General features: G+C 68.7%; 13 protein-coding genes and 2 tRNA genes. 5 read left to right on the plus strand and 10 right to left on the minus strand.

The features are described 5' to 3' along the window. The first annotated feature begins 9 nt into the window (after nucleotides 1–9). From BLU81_RS20565 to BLU81_RS20575, 3 genes are all read left to right on the plus strand, one after another. On the plus strand, nucleotides 10–1,521 hold the full coding sequence (locus tag BLU81_RS20565; RefSeq protein WP_092557370.1) for a hypothetical protein: 1,512 nt from the start codon (nucleotides 10–12) through the stop codon (nucleotides 1,519–1,521). 93 nt (nucleotides 1,522–1,614) lie between these two features. Then, the gene (locus tag BLU81_RS20570; protein WP_092557372.1) at nucleotides 1,615–2,805 is read left to right on the plus strand and encodes an AAA family ATPase; all 1,191 of its coding nucleotides are present in this window, start codon (nucleotides 1,615–1,617) and stop codon (nucleotides 2,803–2,805) included. Beyond that, nucleotides 2,802–4,100, plus strand: coding sequence for a vWA domain-containing protein (locus tag BLU81_RS20575; RefSeq protein ID WP_092546174.1), 1,299 nt, complete (start codon nucleotides 2,802–2,804; stop codon nucleotides 4,098–4,100). The genes BLU81_RS20570 and BLU81_RS20575 overlap by 4 nt, the downstream gene beginning before the upstream one ends. A gap of 629 nt (nucleotides 4,101–4,729) precedes the next feature. Here the strand turns inward: BLU81_RS20575 and BLU81_RS20580 are convergent. The 4 genes from BLU81_RS20580 to BLU81_RS20605 all read right to left on the minus strand — a co-directional run bounded on the left by BLU81_RS20580 (nucleotide 4,730) and on the right by BLU81_RS20605 (nucleotide 9,646). Then, nucleotides 4,730–5,227 (minus strand): hypothetical protein, encoded by a 498-nt coding sequence (locus BLU81_RS20580; protein WP_092546175.1) that lies wholly within the window; start codon nucleotides 5,225–5,227, stop codon nucleotides 4,730–4,732. A 1,221-nt stretch (nucleotides 5,228–6,448) separates the two neighbouring features. Then, nucleotides 6,449–7,261 carry a phosphotransferase gene (locus tag BLU81_RS20595; RefSeq protein ID WP_092546177.1) on the minus strand — a complete coding sequence of 271 codons (813 nt, stop codon included), beginning with the start codon at nucleotides 7,259–7,261 and terminating at the stop codon, nucleotides 6,449–6,451. Between the two features lie 152 nt (nucleotides 7,262–7,413). Then, the gene (locus tag BLU81_RS20600; RefSeq protein ID WP_092546178.1) at nucleotides 7,414–8,985 is read right to left on the minus strand and encodes a DHA2 family efflux MFS transporter permease subunit; all 1,572 of its coding nucleotides are present in this window, start codon (nucleotides 8,983–8,985) and stop codon (nucleotides 7,414–7,416) included. A 64-nt stretch (nucleotides 8,986–9,049) separates the two neighbouring features. Beyond that, nucleotides 9,050–9,646 carry a CPBP family intramembrane glutamic endopeptidase gene (locus BLU81_RS20605; protein ID WP_157751704.1) on the minus strand — a complete coding sequence of 199 codons (597 nt, stop codon included), beginning with the start codon at nucleotides 9,644–9,646 and terminating at the stop codon, nucleotides 9,050–9,052. Between the two features lie 238 nt (nucleotides 9,647–9,884). Between BLU81_RS20605 and BLU81_RS20615 the strand changes: the two genes are divergently transcribed. Next, nucleotides 9,885–11,726 carry an elongation factor G gene (locus BLU81_RS20615; protein ID WP_092546181.1) on the plus strand — a complete coding sequence of 614 codons (1,842 nt, stop codon included), beginning with the start codon at nucleotides 9,885–9,887 and terminating at the stop codon, nucleotides 11,724–11,726. Between the two features lie 21 nt (nucleotides 11,727–11,747). On the opposite strand, the gene BLU81_RS20620 is transcribed toward BLU81_RS20615, so the two are convergent. Beyond that, nucleotides 11,748–12,575, minus strand: coding sequence for a GNAT family N-acetyltransferase (locus tag BLU81_RS20620; RefSeq protein WP_092557374.1), 828 nt, complete (start codon nucleotides 12,573–12,575; stop codon nucleotides 11,748–11,750). Between the two features lie 49 nt (nucleotides 12,576–12,624). Between BLU81_RS20620 and BLU81_RS20625 the strand changes: the two genes are divergently transcribed. Next, nucleotides 12,625–13,188, plus strand: a complete 564-nt coding sequence (locus BLU81_RS20625) for an NUDIX hydrolase (protein WP_092546182.1) — start codon at nucleotides 12,625–12,627, stop codon at nucleotides 13,186–13,188. Here the strand turns inward: BLU81_RS20625 and BLU81_RS20630 are convergent. The 5 genes from BLU81_RS20630 to BLU81_RS20645 all read right to left on the minus strand — a co-directional run bounded on the left by BLU81_RS20630 (nucleotide 13,170) and on the right by BLU81_RS20645 (nucleotide 15,274). Beyond that, complete coding sequence (locus tag BLU81_RS20630; protein ID WP_092546183.1) at nucleotides 13,170–13,757, minus strand: dihydrofolate reductase family protein; 588 nt, start codon at nucleotides 13,755–13,757, stop codon at nucleotides 13,170–13,172. The two genes, BLU81_RS20625 and BLU81_RS20630, sit on opposite strands and share 19 nt — an antisense overlap. A 132-nt stretch (nucleotides 13,758–13,889) precedes the next feature. Beyond that, on the minus strand, nucleotides 13,890–14,408 hold the full coding sequence (locus BLU81_RS20635) for a hypothetical protein (RefSeq protein ID WP_157751705.1): 519 nt from the start codon (nucleotides 14,406–14,408) through the stop codon (nucleotides 13,890–13,892). Nucleotides 14,409–14,593: 185 nt separating this feature from the next. Beyond that, nucleotides 14,594–15,070 (minus strand): GNAT family N-acetyltransferase, encoded by a 477-nt coding sequence (locus tag BLU81_RS20640; protein WP_092546185.1) that lies wholly within the window; start codon nucleotides 15,068–15,070, stop codon nucleotides 14,594–14,596. 34 nt (nucleotides 15,071–15,104) lie between these two features. Further along, a tRNA-OTHER gene (locus BLU81_RS48445) sits at nucleotides 15,105–15,192 on the minus strand. Nucleotides 15,193–15,195: 3 nt separating this feature from the next. Beyond that, a tRNA-Met gene (locus BLU81_RS20645) sits at nucleotides 15,196–15,274 on the minus strand.

The raw sequence follows: 15,274 nt of genomic DNA on the forward strand, positions 1-15,274 counted from the left end.
TGAGTGCTGATGCGCTCACCTGACGTGGACGGCCCAGCCCGTCTCCACAGCTGGCGGCACGTGCGGGAGTTCGCCGTGCCGGCCTCGATGATCATCACTGCCACCGCCCGCCGGCTCGCCGGTGACTGGGCCGGAGCGTGCGCCGCCGCACACGTCGACGTGGATCTCGATCTGCGTGCCGTGACCGCCATTCGTGGCCGTGCGTTCGCGGCACAGCTAAGAACGGATCTCCGGCGGCTCGCGCCGGATCTGCTGCGCTGGCACCTGCCCCGGACCATCGCCGACGGCCTGCTGCGCCCCGGCCTCACCATGTCCCTGACCCGCTACCCCGGACCCGACGGCGACGTCCACCTGGTCGCCCGAACCGCTCCGAGCTGGGCGGACTTCGGCCAGCGGATCAGCCTCGCCCTCTGGGATCCCGGCACCGGCGACACCGGGCCACACCCCCGCCCTCGCCCGGACCGCCGCTTCCGCCTCGACCTGCACCCCCACCTGTGGGCCGCCGACCACCTGCGCGAACGCTCCGGCCTCCCACCCGGCTCGTCTCCCGGTCACGGCCCGCACCCCCATCTGCGTGGTGAGTTCGGGTTCGATTCACACCCCAACTCACCACACGATGCGGGCCGCGCGCCGTCCGTCACGGGGGCTGATCGGGATCCGGCCTGGATGGCCGAGATTCCGGCGGACTGCGGATATGCGGCCCACCGGTGGGTGGCGGAAGCGGCGATCCTGCGGGCGGCCGACGGACACGACGGACCGGTAGCGGTCCGGCTCAAGAACGGGCGCCGGCTTCTCATCGGCGACGACGGTCCCGGTCCGCGGTTCGTTTCAACCCGCGGCGGTACGAAGGAGCCGGTCCTGCCCTACGCCGCCACCTGGCTGCCGCCCGACCTGGAACTCCTGCACGCCGGCCTGATCCACCCGGACCGGTTGCACCCGCTCGTGGCGCGGGCACTCGCCCCGGACTCCACCGGCGGCCGGCCATCCGGCCGCTCCACCGTGGGCCAGCCATCCGGCCATTCCACCGGCGGCCCGGCACGCGCAATCGACATCGGCACGGGGACGGCGGCCGGGGACGGCGGTGGGATTCGGCTCGTCGAGTGCCGGGGGGAGACGCATCGGCTGGGGATCGTCGACGGGAAGCTCGTTCCGCTCGATCATCAGCCTGATCAGCTGCGGCGGGAAGAACTGCTCGTGATCTTCGGCGGGACGCCACTGCCCTGCCTGCAGGTCATCAGTGCGGACGCCCGGAACCCCTACTGGCTGGACGACGTCCGCTCCCGCCTGGACCACGGCGACCGGGACGGGGCCACGGCTCTGGTCACCGAACTGCTCGGGCCGGACGCGGAGATCGAGGGCGCCCTACGGGAAGCCTTCGACGACGCGGCGGACGGGGTCGTGGAACACGGGCTCTACCGGGCGGGGCTGACCGCCCGGATCCTGCCCCGCCTGGCCGGACCGTTCGTGGCCCACGAGCGCCAACGCGGCCGCCCGTCGAAACGTGGCTCCGTCCGGCGCTGAGCCGGTGATCCGACTCCGTGGCACTTCGCTCTTTGCCGGGCGTACCCCATCAATCGTTTTGCGGCCTTTTGCCGCCTGAAATATCACAAGGTGATGACTTTGACTACTTTTGACACCTTGCCTGTTGCCGCCGAACTGCTGGCCCTGCTCACCGCCACCGGCACCGAACCGCGGCCGGACAGCCAGCTCGAAGCCCTCACCCTGGCCGTCGCCGCCGACCTGCCGGTGCTGCTCTGGGGCGAACCCGGCATCGGCAAGACGGCCACCCTCCACCAGCTCGCCGACGGGCTCGGACTGCCCCTGACCACGGTGATCGCCAGCGTGCACGAGCCCTCCGACTTCTCCGGCCTGCCGGTGATCGGCGACGACCCGGCCGTCCAGGGTGTGCCGATGGCGCCGCCGGACTGGGCGGTGCGACTGGTCCGGGCCGGGCACGGGCTGTTGTTCCTGGACGAACTGTCGACCGCCCCGCCCGCGGTTCAGGCCGCCCTGCTGCGGGTGGTCCTGGAACGGCGGGTCGGCGCCCTGACCCTGCCGCCCGGAGTCCGGATCGTGGCCGCCGCCAACCCGCGTTCGTCGGCCGCCGACGGATGGGAACTGAGTGCGCCGCTGGCCAACCGGTTCGTGCATCTCCAGTGGACGTTCCAGCACGAAGTGGTGGTCCGCGGGCTGGGCGGCACCTGGCCGCGCGCCCTGCTGCCCCGGCTCGACGACGAACGACTCCCCGAAGCGGTCGCTCTGGCCCGGCGCGCGGTGTGCGGATTCCTGGACGCCAGGCCGACACTGGTGCACCGGCTTCCGGACGGCGAATCCCGCCGGGGCGGTCCGTGGCCGTCGCCGCGCAGCTGGGACATGACGTTGCGGCTGGTCGCCTTCGCCACCGCGGCCGGCGTCTCCCGCGAAGTCCTGTCGATGCTGGTCCGCGGCACCGTCGGCGACGGACCCGGCCTGGAACTACTGGCGTTCCTCGACCGGCTGGACCTGCCCGACCCGGAGACCCTGCTCGCCGACCCGGCCTCGGCGGTCCTGCCGGAACGCGGTGACCTGCGGCAGGCCACCCTCGACGGCGTGGTCGAAGCGGTCCGGAAACGGCCCGGACTCGCCCGTTGGGAAGCGGCCTGGGCGGTACTGGTCCGGGCTCTGGAGACGGGCGCGCCGGACCTGGTCGTGGTGCCGGCCTCGACTCTCGCCGCACTGCGCCGCGACGGCTGGGAGGTCCCCGGCGCCATCGAACGCCTGGCCCCGGCCGCGACGATCCGCCGCCGGGTGGGCGCAACCCGATGACCCTTTCCGGTACGCCGTCAGCCTCGGCCTCCCCGCCGCTTTCGCCTGCCGTCCGCGCCTCTGTTTCGCCGCAGCGGGCTGTCTTCACCTCGGACGAGTGGGAGAAGCTCTACGCGGCCCGGCTTTTCGCGGCCGAAGCCCGGCCATACCTGGCGACCGCGCTGTTCGCGTTGAAGCCGATTCTGTCGTGGACGGTTCCGACGATGGCCGTGGACCGCTACTGGCGGTGTTACGTCTCCCCCGGTTTCGTGGCGGCGACCCCTGTCGAGGAACTCGCCGGGGTCTGGGTGCACGAGGTGTCGCACCTGCTGCGCGACCACCACGGCCGCGGCGACCGGCTGGCCACCGCGAAGGACCTCACCGGCCCCGGCGACCGGTTACGGATGAACATCGCCGGAGATTTCGAGATCAACGACGATGTGTACGGGGATGGACTGCCCCGCCCCGCTGCGGCGATCGGCCCGGAACTGCTGAATCTGCCGTCCGGCAAACTGATGGAGGAGTACCTGCCCATGATCGCCATGGGCCCGTACCTGGACCGCCTCGTCTGGCTGGACTGCGGTGGCGGTGCCGACGGTTCGGCCCGCCCGTGGGAACTCGGCCCCGACGGAGCGAACGCTCTCGACCCGGAGGAGCAGGCCCTGGTCCGGTACCGGGTGGCGCAAGGCATCAACAATGCTCGCGGCGACGTCCCCGGCGGCTGGAAACGCTGGGCGGAGAAGGTGACCCACCCGCCCCAGCCGTGGCGCCAGCTCCTCGGCAGCGCGGTCCGCTCCGCGGTCTCGGCTCCCGGAGCAGGCGAGGACTACGTCTGGAGCCGCCCGTCCCGCCGCTCGTCCAGCCTCCCCGGGGTGATCCTGCCGAGCCTGCGACGCCGCCCGCCCCGGGTGACCGTGGTGATCGACACGTCGGGTTCGGTCAGCGACTCCGAACTGGGCAGTGCCCTGCTGGAAGTGGCGGCCATCTCCCGTTCCGTCGGTGGCGGCCGCGACCTGCTCCGGGTGGTCTCCTGCGACGCCGCAGCCCACGTCTCCGGCCCGATCTGCGAGACCGAGGGGATCACGTTGACCGGCGGCGGCGGAACCGACCTGCGCGAAGGTTTCGCCAAGGCCCTGACCACCCGACCCGACGTGACGGTGGTCCTGACCGACGGCCAGACCCCGTGGCCGTCCCACCGGCCACCGTGCCGAACGGTGATCGGCTTGTTCTCCCGCCGCTCCCGCATCGACGAGGACAACCCCGGCTACGGCCGGAATCTCCCACCGACGTGGGCCCGCGTGATCACCATCGGCTGACGCCTCCGGAACTCGTCGTCAGGCGGCTCACCCGTGGTTCCCCCGAACCACGGGAAACGGGGGGCCGCCTGGCGACGCCCCCACCCTGGTCCCATGCGTCCCGTCCCGCGCACCTCGTGCGTCCCCCACATACCGCGCGCTCCCACACCTCGTGCGTCCTCACACAGGTGGCACCGGCCAGGACCGCGCAGACCGCGACGGTCAGCAACGCCACGAGGGGATACCGGGTCCCGTACGGGTTTCGCTGGGCCGGGATCCGACTCAGGGTTGCGACGAGCCCGCCCCGTTCACCATCGGTGAACGGCGGTGCGGGCATGTCGGCGCCGGGGATTGTCACGGTCAGTGCGCAGATCAGAGATGATGCCATCGGCGGGTGGACTTCCTCGGTGGTCGTGCAGCGTCGAGAACTCCATGAGCACCTTGAGGGCTTCACCCGCTTCTACTGCCTCCACAGAGGCCAATCACCCCCACGAAATACCTGCTCAGCGGATGATGCGCCTAGAACGCAACAGTCCTGCTAGCCCTATCGGGCGTCGATCATGACAACAAAGTAAGCCCCACCCTGACCAGGTGGGGCTTACTTTAGGTTCCTCTGCCCATACCCCACCAGGGGGTGCAGAGTCGGGCGCTCAGCCGCAGATCTTTTCCACCTCGTTGAGACTGGAGGAGACCGGGGTGATCGCCCGGCCGGCGTCCTCCAGGGTCTTGACACCGGCCAGGTTCTCCTGGCTACCCAGCGTGGTGAGGGAGGTGACCAAAGTGCCCAGCGCCGCCCTCAGGGCCGGGTCGTCGGCACGCTGCTGAAACTCGCTGAGCTGCGCCGCCAGGGTCCCGCTGACGGTCCGGATCCCGGTCGTCTGCACCTGCACGGCGTCGGCGTTGGCCATCAAGTGGGCAGTGGTGAGATCTCCGAGTTGCCGGCCGAGACCGTCGAGGGTGGCCTGGCTCATCATGGTGGTGACTGCTGTGCACATCGACACCGTGTTCCCGATCGGCGCGGCGGCCGACGGGCTCGGTGCGACGGCCGTGGTCGTGGCAGGCGCCGCAGTGTCGGCAGTCGGCTCGGAGCAGGCACTGGTGGTGCCGGCAACCATGATGAGCAGTGCCGCAGTCAGAAACAGTCGCATGGTGAAATCGCTCCTCGATGTCAGGTCTCCGCGATGACCGTGCACCTAGACCCGGCCCGCCTCCGCAGGACGGCGATGCTACCGAGCAAAAGCAACATCCCCATGACAGATTCCATCGATCAGCTAACACGTTTCCGCCGTCAGGAACAGTTTCGCCGGGCAACGAGTCGAGCAGGAGGCCCTTCAGTCCGGTGATGGACTTGATGCCATAGGTGGCCAGCGTGAATTCATGTTACTTGGTGAATTCGTTGTGGACGATCGGGCAATCGATGCCTGCCACCACGGCCTAGTGTCCTGAGTCTTTAAATCGATTGGACAGCCTGGCCGGGGTCCTCTTCGTCGCCGGCGCGATGCATACCCAGACCGGTCACACCGAGCAGATCACCGGCCGTGGAGCACACCTTCTCCTGCAGGCGAAGAGGAACCAGCCTACTCTTCATACCCAGCTCAAGACCCTGCCTCGGGCGCAGATTCCGGTCGGTCACCGTACCCGCGACCGCGGGCACGGCCGCAAGGAGACCCACACCGTTCAAGGCCATCACCCTGCACACCCCGGGCGGGATCGCCTTTCCGCACACTCAGCGGGCCGCCACATCATCCACACCCGCATCGTCGACGGCAAGACCAGCCGCGAAACCGCCTACCTGGTCACGTCCCTAACCGCCGCCGACATTCAGCCCGCTGACCTACAAAAATGGGCGAGGGCAGAGTGGTTGATCGAGAACCAGGTCCATACGTCAGAGATGCCACGTTCCGTGAGGGCCTGCATCAAGCCCGGACCGGCACCGGACCCGCCGCCATGGCCGTCCTGCGTAACACCGCGATCGGCTGGCACCGCATCAACGGCGCCACCGACATCGCCCGCGCCAACCGCCGATCCCACGACCTCATAACCGCGGTGACCAGGAGTTACACCAGAACGTTCGAAAGTCCCATGTCGATCTTTAACATCCGCTGGCCAAACGCAGAATCAAGTCGCGCAATCCGCAACCACTTCGGTTTCCTTACCGAGTACCGCAGGCGATGCCACCGCAACGGCAGCCGATCCCGACTTCTGCTTACGGCATCCGTTTCCGGCCTCCGGTAAACACGCTTCGCGGCATCGAGCAGTAGGCAGATTCTTGACACACTTCAACTGCCCGATGATTCGACAGCCGACAATTAAAGCGGATGACCAGACACAGCACCCAGACCACCGACCCACTCACCCAGAAGGTCAGCTCACCGACCACCAGACAGAGCGGCTCGAATCAGCGGCCCGACGGTAGCGACGAGGCCAGCCGCCTCCTCCGCAGTCAGCGCCGGATCTGCCCTGCGAATCGCAACCGCCTCATCGAAAGCCGCGACCGGATCACCACCCTCCGGCCGGAGAGCGATGCCATCCTCCGACATGAGAGCGGCACCAACTTCCGGTAGGAAGGCCACGCCGCCCTCGGACAGGAGAGCCACGCCGGCCTCCGGCAGGAAAGCCGCGCCACCCTCAGAAAAGAGGGTCACGCCGCTCTCAGACAGGAAGGCCCGGAGAAAAGCGGCGGCCGCGACGGCGTGCTGATGACCGGGCTCGGCGGCGACCTGCGCCAGGATGATCGCGGTGAGCCAGACGTCCACCGCGGGCGGCCCTTCGGCGGCGTTGTGCCAGTCGATCACGACAGGCCCACGCGACGTGATCATGACGTTGTCGGGATGCAGATCGCGGTGCAGAATACGATCACCGGCCCGCTGACCGACACGAGCGGGAAGTGCATGAAGACGCCGATGAAGATCCGCCAGAATCGCGGCTCCCGCACCCACGCCGTCGCCCCCAGCACCCCCAGCACCGAAGGCCTCCGTCATGGTCACCCCGTCGAGCCGTTCCAGCACAAGATCGGCCCCACTCACCTCGTGAACCCGGGGCACCGGATACCCGATTCCATACAGGTGGACCATGAGTTCCGCTTCACCGCTGGCGTCATCCCCACGCCGGTACCGCCGCAACACCCGATTCGAGTCCAGCGCATAGACATCAGCCTCACGCCCGAAGCCGATCAGATCCATACCCGTCACCGTAGCCAGCGTGTCGATCCGAGCGCGAACCGAACCCCGGGCAAGACGCAGCAAGGGTTTGGCTTGGGCATGAGTGAAGGCGGAGGAGACGGTGAAGCCCGCCCGGTGTCACCGGGCGGGCTTCACTCGGGCGTGCGGGCCGGTCAGTGCAGGATGACCGGGGTCGCGGTCTTCTGGTCGTCGGCCAGGTGGGACTGCTCGCGCTTTCGGGGCAGGAACAGGGCCGGCACCAGGGTCAGCGCGGTCAGCACGAAAGCCACCATGAACGTCGTCGCGAACGAGTCGGCCGCGAAGGCCAAGCCCCGTTCCAGGATCGTGGGGTCGGGGACGGTGGCGGCCAGTTCGGGCTTCATCTGGGCGCCGATGGCCAGGCCGGCCTCGGTGATCGGTGCGCCGGTCACCGGGTCGGTCAGGCCGGGGATGGGGGTGGACTTGTTGAGTTCGGCGGTCAGGATCACCGACATGACGGCGCCGCCGACGGAGCCGGCGATCTGCTGCAGGATGTTGAGCAGCGTGGAGCCGCGGGCGACCTCGTGGCTGGTGAGGGTTCGCAGTGCCGACGTCATGATCGGCATCATGGTGCCGCCCATGCCCAGACCCATGACGAAGAGCGAACCGCACAGCAGCCAGTACGACGTGTCGGTCCCGACCTGGGTGAACGCGAAGAACCCGGCGGTGATCAGCAGCAACGCGAACGGCACGGTCCGCCCGATCGGCACCTTGTCGGCGAGCATGCCGGCGATCGGCATGGTCAGCATGGCGCCGATGCCCTGTGGGGCCATCAGCAGACCGGCGTGCAGTGTCGACTCGCCGTGGATCTGCAGGAAGTAGCTGGGGAAGAGCAGCCCGGCACCCATGAAAGCGATGGTGAACACGGACAGCGTGATCGACGCGACGGTCAGGTTGCGGTTGCGCAGCAGGCGCAGGTCGAGCAGCGGGTGCTTCGGCTTGAACGAGTAGACCACGAACCCGATCACCAGCAGCGCGCCGATGAGCATCGGGATCCACACCTTGTCGGCGGTGATGCTCTGCTCCTCGGGCAGCGTGGAGACGCCGAAGAGGAGCAGCGCGAGACCGGGCGAGAGCATCAGCATGCCGATGAAGTCGAACGACTCGGACGGCTCGGGGTTGTCCTTCGGCAGCACGATCTGGGCGTAGATCAGCGCGCCGATGCCGATCGGCAGGTTGATCAGGAAGATCCAGTGCCAGCTGTACGAGTCGATCAGCCAGCCGCCCAGGATCGGCCCACTGATCGGGCCGAGCAGCATCGGAATGCCGAGGACGGCCATCAACCGGCCGATCCGTTCGGGCCCGGCCGCCCTGGTCATGATCGTCATGCCGAGGGGCATGAGCATGCCGCCGCCGAGGCCCTGAAGCACCCGGTAGGCCACCAGTTGCCCGATGTTGTCGGCGGTGGCGCAGAGCACCGACCCGAGCGTGAACAGCAGCAACGCCGTCATGTAGAGCCGTTTGGTGCCGAACCGGTCGGCGGCCCATCCGGTGAGCGGGATGACGGTGGCCAGGGCCAGCGTGTAGCCGGTCATCGTCCACGCGACTTCGGCATAGGTCGCGCCGAACTGGTCCTGGAAGGTCGGGATCGCGACGCTGACCACTGTCACGTCGAGGATCGACATGATGGCGCCGAGAACGACGACCCCAGCGATCTTGAGGACGGCGCCGTCCAGTTTTGCCGGCGCCGAGGTCTGACTACTCACAACATCTCCACAGGTGAGGCGGCTGTTGGGAGCCTAGCGACGGGGTCCGACGGCATTCTCAGGATTAACCAGGGCGGCCGGAATCGGGTTGCGCGGATCGGCGCACCCATGCCGAAGCGAGTATTCCCAGGCCGTTGGCGGTCCAGTGGAGCACGAACGGGGCCAGAACCCCGCCGCCGGCGTGCCGGAGAAAGCTGAGAGCGACCCCCGCGAGGGTGGTGAACACCACTTCCCGGGTGACCGGCAGATGCCAGAGACCGAAGAGCAGGGCGGTGATCAGGTACGCCCCGACCACCCCGTGGTCGCGGTACAGCAACTCCCACAGCACTCCCCGGAACGCCACCTCCTCGAAGATCACCGTGGACAGCGGCACCCCGATCAGGGCGGTGCGCACCGGATGTTCGAACGAGGGGACGGCCAGGGCCCGGCGCGCGGCTGGGATCATCAGCGCCACCCCGTAGCCGACGGTGACCAGCAGAGCCGCTGCCCCCGCGTACCACCAGCCGGAAAGGGTGAGACCCGCCGGGCCGGGAGTGAGGCTGGAGACCGCGACCAGCGTAAACGCCGCAATCGGTCCGGTGAACGGCTGAGCGCGCGCCGGGCCGCGACGGTTCCAGACGCGAACCGCCGCCATGATCAACAGAACGAGAAGGATCGTCACCACCCGCCACATTAATCGCTCGACATCACTACCGGATCTCTCGTAGCGTCGATCCCATCACCGCGACCGGAGAGGAGAAACGGCCATGCGATATCGCACCGCCGTCATCATCCCCGTGTCGCGTTTCGAGCTGATCCTCGTGTCTGGTGTGCCCAGCTCCGGCTGCGCCACCGGGGCTGGCCGCTGCCTGTAACAGGCGCCGTCCACCACCAGCTTCAGACTCGAGAGACCGACAATCATGAACGTCCGGAACATCGGCATCCTCGCGCACGTCGACGCCGGCAAGACCACCCTGACCGAACGGATCCTGTTCACCACCGGCATGACCCACCGGTCCGGCCGGGTCGACGACGGCAACACCGTGACCGATTTCGATCCCCAGGAACGGGACCGCGGCATCACCATCTTCGCCGCCGCGGTGAGCTGCGACTGGGCCGGTCACCGGCTCAACCTGATCGATACGCCCGGCCATGTGGACTTCTCCGACGAAGTGGAACGTTCACTGCGGGTGCTCGACGGTGCGGTCGCGGTCTTCGACGGGGTCGCCGGTGTGGAGCCGCAGAGCGAGACCGTCTGGCGGACCGCGGACCGGTACGGCGTACCCCGCATCGCCTTCATCAACAAGCTGGACCGGGCCGGCGCCGATCTGGACGCGGCGGTGGCCTCGATCCGGGACCGTCTGGAAGTGATCCCGCTGCTGGTGCAGGTCCCGAAGGCCGATCTCAGTGGCGTGATCGACCTGGTCGACAACCCGCCGCCGGAGTTCAAAGAGGAACGCCGTCGACTGGAGGAGGCGGTGGCCGAACTCCATCCCGCAGTACTGGAGGAGTTGGGCGACATATCCGATATGACGCTCAAACGGGCACTGCGCGACCTCACCCACGAGAACAAGGCCGTCGTCGTCCTCTGCGGCTCGGCCTTCCGGAACATCGGCGTCGAAGAACTGCTGAACGGCATCGTCGACTACCTGCCCCCGCCCCAAGGCGACCAGCGGAACCCACCGCTGGCGCTGATCTTCAAGAAGCGCGAACGACTCGCCTACCTGCGCATCTACGACGGAACGATCACGAAGGGAGACGTCCTGTGGAACGCCGCCGACAACCGCACCGAACGGATCTCCAGAATCCTCCGCGTCCAAGCGGACAGGCACACCGACATCGACCAGGCGACGGCAGGCGACATCGTGGCGGTCACCGGAATCAAGGCGGCCCGAACCGGGGCAACCCTCTCCACACGGGCGGATCCGGTTCAATTGGAGGCGCCCCGGACCACCGAGCCCCTGGTATCGGTGGCGGTCGAGGCCCGCACCCGGACCGAGGCCCAGCGCCTGCCGTCCGCTCTCGCCGCCCTGACCGAAGAGGATCCGTCACTGAGCGTACGCACCGACCGGGAGACCGGCCAGGTCCTGCTGTCCGGCGTGGGTGAACTGCACCTGGAGGTGGCCGTGGAGAAACTGCGGCAGACCACCGGCATGGAACTGACCACCGGCCGGCCCCGGGTCGCCTACCGCGAGGCGGTGACCACGGGGGTGACCGGCGTCGTCTACCGGCACGTCAAACAGGACGGTGGCTCCGGCCAGTTCGCGCACGTCGTCCTGGACGTCGCACCGGCCGACGGCACCGGCTTCACGTTCACCTCGACGGTGACCGGCGGGCGGGTGCCGGCCGAGTTCGTGCGGGCGGTCGAAGCCGGCTGCCGGGAGGCTCTGACCGATGGTGAACATCCGGTGGTCGGGCTGCGGGTCACCCTCACCGACGGGCAGACCCACGTCAAGGACTCGTCGGAGACGGCGTTCCGCGCGGCCGGCCAGTTCGGGCTCCGCACGGCGCTGCGTTCCTGCACGCTGACGGTGCTGGAACCGGTCGCCGAGGTCACCGTGAGCGCGCCGTCCGAAACGATCGGCGCGGTCCTCGGCGACCTCGCGGCCCGCCGCGGCCAGGTGACCGATTCGACGGTCCGAACGGTGACCGCCACCGTGCCGCTGGCCGAACTGTTCGGTTACGCGACCCGGTTGCGCAGCCGCACCCACGGCCGCGGCACGTTCACCAGCCGCCCGGCCGGTTACCGCCCGGCGGCGTAGTCAGCAGGGGCCGGGCACGCTTCACGAGAGGCGTGCCCGGTCGAGCTGGTGGATCCGGCTGCGATGGGTGGGCCGGTAGCCGAGCGCCTCGTTGACCCGCCGCATCGCCACGTTGCTGTCGGCGGTGTCCGCCAGCAACCCGGTGACCGCGGGGAAACGTTGCCGCACCACCGCGATCTGCGCGACCTTCAGCCACCGGGCCAGCCCACGGCCGCGATGCGGCACCAGCACCCCGGTCCCGTAGTTCTGCCCCTGGTCACCGGAGAGGACCACCTCGGTGAACCCGGCGATCTCCCCGTCCGCGCCGATCGCCGCCGTCGTCAGCAGCACGTCACCGCGTTCGGCGACCACGGCGGCCACCCGGTGCAGCCGGGCCACGTCCCACGGCTCCGGCCGGTAGTCGACGTCGTCCATCGGCATGTCGTCCATGGCACTGCGCGACCGGGCGAACGTCTCCGCGATCTCGTCCGCCACGGTCCCCTCCCAATGCACCAGCCGATAGCCCGGCACCGCTTCCCCGACCAGGTCGAAATCAACTACTTCCAGCCTGGTGTACGTCAACGCAAGCACCTGTCGCATCCCCGCCGACACACAGAACGCGTCTCCCGCCGAGCCCTCCGCAACCACCTCACCCAGCAGCGCCGGCACTCCCTCGTACCGCGCGGCCTCTTGTAACAACCGGGTGCCCACACCCGAACGCCGCTCCGCCGGATGCACCCGGATCCGCACCTCAGCCGGGCCACCGGCCGGCGGAATCCACAGCGACGCGGTGCCCAGCGGCCGCCCGTCGTCGCCTTCGGCGATCCAGGTGGGCGACGGTTCGGTCAAGGCCACGACACGGGCGATCATGCGCGGCATTGTCACCCGCCCGCCACATCCGGATGAAATCATTTTCCTCATGCGTTCAACGGTCGCGACAGTGCACGACGTGGTGAGCAGTCTGGAGCCCGGTGACAATCTGGAGGCCGAACACCGGTCCCACACGCTGGGCTGGCTCCGGCGTACCGACGACGTCTTCCGGCGGGTGAAACCCGCAGAACCGGCACAGCACCTGGTGTCGTATGTGGTCCCGATCGACCCGGCCGACGGCAGCGTGCTGCTTGTCGAACACCTCAACGCCGGCCTGTGGCTACCGCCCGGCGGCCACGTCGAAACCGGCGAACACCCCTTCGACGCCGCGGCCCGCGAAATCGAGGAGGAGTTGGGCATCACCACCGAGCCCGGCCCCGAACCGGTCTTCCTCACCGTCACCGGAACCGTCGGCATCGACTCCGGGCACATCGACGTCAGCCTCTGGTACGTCGTCGAGATCCCCCGCGACCACCAGCTGAAACCGGACACCGGCGAGTTCCACGGCGTCCGCTGGTGGGCCCGCGACGAGATCCTGCGGTCCGATCCGGCGCTGTTCGACCCGCACCTGACCCGGTTCCTGGAGAAGGTCGCCTACCGCAGCACACGGTAAACGAGATGGGTGACGCCGAACCCTTCGACCACCTCGGGATCACCGAGCCGGATCGGCATCACCACCGGCATCCGGAACAGCCGGGTCCCCGCCCCGAGCAGCACCGGCACCAGCGACACCGAGATCTCGTCGAGCAGGCCCGCGTCCAGGTACTGCTGAGTGAGCATGGGAGTGGACACCGACACGGTCCGCTCCCCCGCCACCTTCTGCGCCGCCTCCAGCGCCCCGATCGGATCGGGATAGAACGAGGTCTCCGAATCGTCCCGCGGCCACCCACCGGGCACCGAGTGACTCACCACGAAGACCGGACATCCGGCCGGATGCCGTCCACCCCACCCGTCGGTACGGTCGAACAGCCGCCGCCCGCAGATCAGCGCACCAGAACTGCCGAACCCCCCGCGCAGGAACCGTTCACTGGCCGCGGTCACCCGGAAGACCCGGCGTGGATCAGCGCTCGGCAACTCGACATCGCCGTTCAGGTACCACCCGAACAGCTCACCCACACCGTCATGCTCGTCCGCGACGAACCCGTCCAGTGACATGGACAGGGCAGCGACGACCTTGCCCATGGCAGGCCCTCCTCAAGCGCATCCCTACCCGCAGGTTTCCCTCAACCGGCCGTTCACGCAACCCACTCATGTCGGTTTTAGCCCAGCTGAGGCCCCGGTGCGCAGGCCCTCGAGTGGTGGCCTCGGGCCGGATCACTCGTCCTTCAGGAGCCCGGTCTCGGTGAGGTACCGGCGGAACAGTGCGGTCTTGCCCTTCTTCTCGCTGTCGCGGAAGTAGGAGAGGTGAGTGTGGAACAGGTGCGAGGAATCGCCGGTCGTCCGCCGGCCGAGCCGGTCCCAGCGCCGCACGTTCTTACCGTCGGTGCTGTAGATGACCTCGCGGATGTCCTTGGTGTCGGCGGTACCCGCCTTGCAGGCGGCGACCAGCCAGGCCGAGAACGTCCGCAGGGTGTGCGTCTTCCCGCGGACCTTGAACGAGAAGTCGCCGATGTCGAGCCCGGCGGCCGCGTCGGTCAGGCCGTTGCGGTCCCGGGGCGACTCGATGATCGAGTACGCGTTCGCCGCCAGCTGCTTCTTACCGAGATGGTACGAGGTGCCGGTGTTCGCGTGACCGGTGTCGCCGACGATGCCCACCTCGGCCGGTGTCAAGCCGGGAACGCCGTCGAGCAGGAACGTCCGGGCAGCGAGGATCGTCGGCGGTGCATACGTCACGGTGAAGGGGCCCTTTCCGGCTGACGGCGGCGACACGACGGCGACCGGCTGAAAACCGGCTGGAGCCACCGACGCTGAACGCGTCGGACCCGGCGGTACCACCCAGAGTGATCATTGACGGACAACTCTACCCGAATTGGACACACACCGACACGCTGTTCACCCGGACGGGCGGGTGGTCCGATCTAGAAACGTTTGACGTACCGGCGGCACGCGACCGTGATCGTCGAGTCGCCGGCCTCCGCGGCGAAGTCCAGCGGCCCGCCGTCACGCCAGCCCTGCCGCTCGTAGAACCGCCGGGCCCGGCCGTTGCCGTCGGCGACCACCAGCCACGCCTCGGCATGCCCGGCCGCGAAGACCTGCCGCTCCGCCTCGGCGAGCAGGCTCGCGGCCACTCCGCCGCCCCGATGTCCCGCGGCGACGAACACCTGCTCCACCTCGTCCCCGGCGACCGTGACGAACCCGGCGACCTCCCCGTCCCCGGTGGCCACCGTGGTCCGCGACAGACGCGCGACGACCCGCGGTTCGAACGCTTCCAGGGTGCGCACCGCGGTCAGCTCCACAGGCGCGTACGCGGCGTGCCCGTCGTGCCAGCCGGAATGCCAGACAGCCGCGACAGCCGCGACGTCGTCGACGGTCGCGGCCCTGATCGTGTACGCCATACGGCGAGACGTTACACAGCGGACGACACCGACGCGGAGGAGGTGGGATTCGAACCCACGGGGCCCTTCTACCAGGCCCACGCCGTTTCCAGCGGCGTTCCCGAAACCAGACCGGCTCCTCCCGTTGGAGGCAGGGGCGGGATTCGAACCCGCGATCTTCGGCTTATGAGACCGATGAGGACGACCGGACTCCTCCACCCTGCG

It is taken from the genome of Actinoplanes derwentensis (genome assembly GCF_900104725.1).
In the GTDB taxonomy this organism is placed as follows: domain Bacteria; phylum Actinomycetota; class Actinomycetes; order Mycobacteriales; family Micromonosporaceae; genus Actinoplanes; species Actinoplanes derwentensis.

Coding starts and splice junctions, on each gene's coding strand:
- BLU81_RS20615 (WP_092546181.1), top strand. CDS start 9,885: ATGAACGTCCGGAACATCGGCATCCTCGCGCACGTCGACGCCGGCAAG.
- BLU81_RS20625 (WP_092546182.1), top strand. CDS start 12,625: ATGCGTTCAACGGTCGCGACAGTGCACGACGTGGTGAGCAGTCTGGAG.
- BLU81_RS20640 (WP_092546185.1), bottom strand. CDS start 15,070: ATGGCGTACACGATCAGGGCCGCGACCGTCGACGACGTCGCGGCTGTC.
- BLU81_RS20565 (WP_092557370.1), top strand. CDS start 10: ATGCGCTCACCTGACGTGGACGGCCCAGCCCGTCTCCACAGCTGGCGG.
- BLU81_RS20570 (WP_092557372.1), top strand. CDS start 1,615: ATGACTTTGACTACTTTTGACACCTTGCCTGTTGCCGCCGAACTGCTG.
- BLU81_RS20595 (WP_092546177.1), bottom strand. CDS start 7,261: ATGGATCTGATCGGCTTCGGGCGTGAGGCTGATGTCTATGCGCTGGAC.
- BLU81_RS20620 (WP_092557374.1), bottom strand. CDS start 12,575: ATGATCGCCCGTGTCGTGGCCTTGACCGAACCGTCGCCCACCTGGATC.
- BLU81_RS20580 (WP_092546175.1), bottom strand. CDS start 5,227: ATGCGACTGTTTCTGACTGCGGCACTGCTCATCATGGTTGCCGGCACC.
- BLU81_RS20630 (WP_092546183.1), bottom strand. CDS start 13,757: ATGGGCAAGGTCGTCGCTGCCCTGTCCATGTCACTGGACGGGTTCGTC.
- BLU81_RS20575 (WP_092546174.1), top strand. CDS start 2,802: ATGACCCTTTCCGGTACGCCGTCAGCCTCGGCCTCCCCGCCGCTTTCG.